Here is a 4,068-nt window from a genome sequence, read left to right as displayed (position 1 = left end):
TCTGCACCCGCAGAATCTGGGCGGAGAGGTCCTGCAGCAGGTCCTCGAACAGCTGCCGCTCCAGCGCCAGCAGCCGCTCGCTTGCCCCCAGGATCTTGCTTTCCAGCTGCTTGAGCTCCTCAGTGATGTAGCGCTCTGCGTTGGCCAGAGTCTGCTTGCGGATAAAGTTCTCCGGCACCTGATCGGTGAAGGATTTGCTGACCTCCAGATAATAGCCAAACACCCGGTTGTAGCCCACCTTCAGGGTCCGGATGCCGGTCTCCTCTTTCATGCGGGCTTCCAGCTGGGACAGATACCCCTTGCCGCCGTGTACGATGTCACGCAGCTCGTCCACTTCGGCGTTGTAGCCCTGCTTGATCACGCCGCCATCCTTCAAAGTGGCAGGCGTCTCCTCTTCCAGCGCGGCAAAAATACGGTCCCGGATATCTTCCAGAGGATCAATGCGCTGGGCCAGATCCTCCAGCTCCGGGCAGCCGCAGCCGGCGGCCAGCTCCCGGATCAGGGGCAGCTGGGTGCAGGTGCTGGCCAATGCGTAGATCTCCTTGGGGGTGGCGGAGCCGTAAACCGTGCGGGTCATCAGCCGCTCCATGTCGAACACGTGGGACAGCGCCTCGCTCAGCTCGGCCCGCTGGATGTTCTCGCTGTAAAGGGCCTGCACACAGTTGAGCCGGCGGTTGATGGCCGCCGAGCTGACCAAAGGCTGCTCCAGCCAGCTGCGCAGAAGGCGCTTGCCCATGGCAGTCTGGGTCTTGTCCAGCACCCAGAGCAGGGTGCCCCGCTTTTCCCGGCCGCGCATGGTCTCGGTCAGCTCCAGATTGGCGCGGGTCACCGGGGAAAGCTGCATGTACTGGGCCTCGGCGTAGCTGTGCACCAGCTTGAGCCGCTCCACGCCCTTTTTCTGGGTGCGATGCAGATAGCCCAGCAGTGCGCTCAGCGCCGCGTGGGCATTGCCGTCCCGGGAAAGGCCGGTGGCCTTGGACCAGTCCGCGCCAAACTGCTCGGTCAGCAGCCGCTCCACCTCATCCGGGGCGTAGCACTCGTCCTCCATCAGCTCCACCGAACAGGTCATGTGCTGCTTGATGTAGGCAGTCACATCCTTGAAATCCAAAAGGGCCGTGTTGAACAGCAGCTCACTGGGATTGTAGCGGCACAGCTCCGCGATCAGCTGGGTGGAGAGCTTCTCCCCCGCCAGCTCTGTGGTGTGGGCGCTGCCAGTGGAAACGTCGGCAAAGCAGACACCGATGCTCCCGTTCTTTAAGTATACACTGCCGATGTAGTTGTTTTTGTCGTCCTGCAGCATGCTGCTCTCGATCACGGTGCCCGGAGTGATCACTCGGATGATATCCCGCTTGACCAGGCCCTTGGCAGCGGCAGGGTCTTCCATCTGCTCGCAGATGGCGACCTTGTAGCCCTTTGCGATCAGCTTCGCCACATAGTTTTCGTAGCTGTGGAAGGGCACGCCGCACATGGGGGCCCGCTCCTCCTGCCCGCAGTCGCGGCCGGTGAGGGTAAGCTCCAGTTCCTTGGACGCCAGGATCGCGTCGTCGTAGAACATCTCGTAAAAATCGCCCAACCGGAAGAAGACGATCTCGTCCTTATGCTGCTTTTTGATCTCGAAGTATTGCGCCATCATGGGCGAAAGCTGTGCCAACGGTTATCACCTCTGCATTTTTTCAAACGGGAAAGAGTGCGGCCCAAAGAGCACTGGAACTCAGCACCCTCCGGGCCGCACGAACGCTTTTATGGCAAATGCCTTTTAGTGGCAGCCGGAGCAGGAAGAGCAGCTGCCGCTGCAGCCGGCCTGTGGCTCCTGTACGGTCATGGGATCGCCGCCGTTCATCGCGGTGTTGATGATGGCGTCGATGTAACCGATCAGGGCTTCGGCCTCAGCCTTGGCCTCGTTGTAAGCAACCATGCTCTCGCTGTTCATGATGTCGGTGTACAGCTGATTGACCTTGGCGTTCAACTCGGCCACCTTTGCCTCGTCACGCTCGTCCTTGGCGATCTCGTTGTTCAGATCCAGACGGGCCAGGTTGAACTCGCCGATCATGTTCTGCAGGTTTTCGTCCGCATCGTTGGCTTTGCGGGCGGCATCCAGCGCCAGGTAACGAGCGTCGGTCTGCAGGGCAGCGGCGGCTTTCTTAAACAGGTCGATAACGTCCATGATAATTCTCCTTTGATTGGAACAATTTTATAATAAAAATATTATACCACAAAATTACAAAAAACAGCGGCTGGCGCAGTTTTTTCACACAAGTTCGCCCTTGAGCACCGTGCCGCGGGAACCGGTCAGGTGCACCATGGCGTAGCTGCCCACCAGAGAGGGCTCGGCGGCAAACTCCACCACCAGGTTGTTGGTCAGGCGGCCGGAAAGAGTACCTTCGTCCCGTCCGGGGCCTTCCACCAGCACCCGCTGGGTCTGGCCGGTCATGTCCGCCACCAGCTTGCGGGCGATCTCGTCCTGCACGCTGAGCAGCCGGGCCATGCGGTCGGTCTTCTCCTTGCGGGTAATGGGGTCCGGCATGGTGGCGGCCTTGGTGCCGCTGCGCTTGGAATAGATGAAGGTGAACAGCTGCATGTAGCCCACCTTGCGGATCAGCTCCAGCGTGCCCTCAAAATCCTCCTCGGTCTCGCCGGGGAAGCCCACGATGATATCGCTGGAGAAGGTGATGCCGGGAATCTTCTCCTTGGCATAATCCATCAGCTCCAGATACTGGGCCACGGTATAGTGGCGGTTCATCTGGGCCAGAATCCGGTCGCTGCCGCTCTGCACCGGCAGGTGCAGATGGTTGCAGATCTTGTCCTGGGCGGCGATGGTGTCGATCAGCTTGCGGCTGGCATCCTTGGGATGGCTGGTCATGAAGCGGATGTGATAATCACCGGGCACGGTGCACAGCAGGTTCAAAAGATCGGAGAAGTCAATCTGTTCCTCCAGACCCTTGCCGTAGGAGTTCACGTTCTGCCCCAGCAGGGTGATTTCCTTGTAGCCTGCGTCTACCAGCTCCTTGAACTCGGCCAAGATATCCGCGCTGCGGCGGCTGCGCTCCCGCCCGCGCACGTAGGGCACGATGCAGTAGGTGCAGAAATTGTCACAGCCGTACATGATGGGCAGCCAGGCCCGGAAGTTGGAATCCCGGCGGATGGGAGTCTCCTCCACCACCTCGGCCCGCTCTGTGGGGGTAAGCAGAATGCGCTTTTTGTTGCCGGCGATCTTTTCGCACAGCAGCTGCGGCAGGGTGTCGATGCCGTTCACACCAAACACGATATCCACAAAGGGATAGCTTTCGCGGATCTTGTCCACGATGCTCTGCTGCTGAGCCATGCAGCCGCACAGACCGATGATCAGGCCGGGCTTGTCCTTTTTCAGCCGCTTGAGCGCGCCCACGTTGCCGAAGACCCGCTGCTCCGCGTGCTCCCGCACCGCGCAGGTGTTGAAGAGGATCAGGTCCGCCTCCTCCACCGAGTCGCACATGCCGTAGCCGATGTCCGCCAGAACGCCCTTGATCTTCTCGCCGTCGTTCACATTCTGCTGGCAGCCGAAGGAATGCACATAGGCCAGCGGGGGGCTGTCGTACCATTTGGCCACCAGCTCCGCCGCCTGTTTGTTATGTTCAAAATGAATGATCTCCAAAATTTGAGCTCCTTCTGAAAATAGCTTGGTTTCAATACACCGTTTTAGTATACAATACTTTTGCCCGTTTCACAAGCCCTTTGCGCCGGATATCCGTGCCTCCGGCAGTAAAATTGCAGACAGGCAAAAGCCCCGGCCGCCGAAAAGTATTTTTCAGCGGCCAGGGCCTGTTTTCTATCGTATTCTTCCGGTTATTCCGCCTGCCGCATCCGCTCCACCACCGGCTGCCCGGCTCCGAAGTGCAGCGCCAGCCGCGGAACCAGCAGCCCCAGTCCCGCCAGCACAGGAACCGCCGCCAGAAGCGGCCAGACCACAAACCGGTAGCTGGTAAAGAACAGGCTATCCACCAGCGGCTTCACGCAGAGCAGTGAAACGCCGACCCCCACGCCCAGGCTGCACAGGATGGTGAACAGCGCATAGCAGCTTCACCTCATAAT

The 4,068-nt window shown here is 59.8% G+C and carries 4 protein-coding genes; all 4 read right to left on the bottom strand.

The window, feature by feature from the left end:
• The coding region (gene mutS / locus J7G73_RS12545) for a DNA mismatch repair protein MutS (RefSeq protein ID WP_291246507.1) at positions 1-1,651 on the bottom strand (1,651 nt) is incomplete at its 3' end.
• Between the two features lie 105 nt (positions 1,652-1,756).
• Positions 1,757-2,164 (bottom strand): YlbF family regulator, encoded by a 408-nt coding sequence (locus tag J7G73_RS12540; RefSeq protein WP_087293610.1) that lies wholly within the window; start codon positions 2,162-2,164, stop codon positions 1,757-1,759.
• Positions 2,165-2,248: 84 nt separating this feature from the next.
• The gene (gene miaB / locus J7G73_RS12535) at positions 2,249-3,631 is read right to left on the bottom strand and encodes a tRNA (N6-isopentenyl adenosine(37)-C2)-methylthiotransferase MiaB (protein WP_291246506.1); all 1,383 of its coding nucleotides are present in this window, start codon (positions 3,629-3,631) and stop codon (positions 2,249-2,251) included.
• 191 nt (positions 3,632-3,822) lie between these two features.
• A complete protein-coding gene (locus J7G73_RS12530; RefSeq protein ID WP_291246505.1) occupies positions 3,823-4,017 on the bottom strand; it encodes a hypothetical protein in 195 nt (64 codons plus the stop codon).
• Positions 4,018-4,068: the final 51 nt, after the last annotated feature.

Origin of the sequence: Allofournierella sp., assembly GCF_017889395.1 — a bacterium.
Classification (GTDB): Bacteria; Bacillota; Clostridia; order Oscillospirales; family Ruminococcaceae; genus Allofournierella.
The sequence above is the reverse complement of the archived record's forward strand: the minus strand, read 5'-3'. Positions and strand labels throughout refer to the sequence as shown.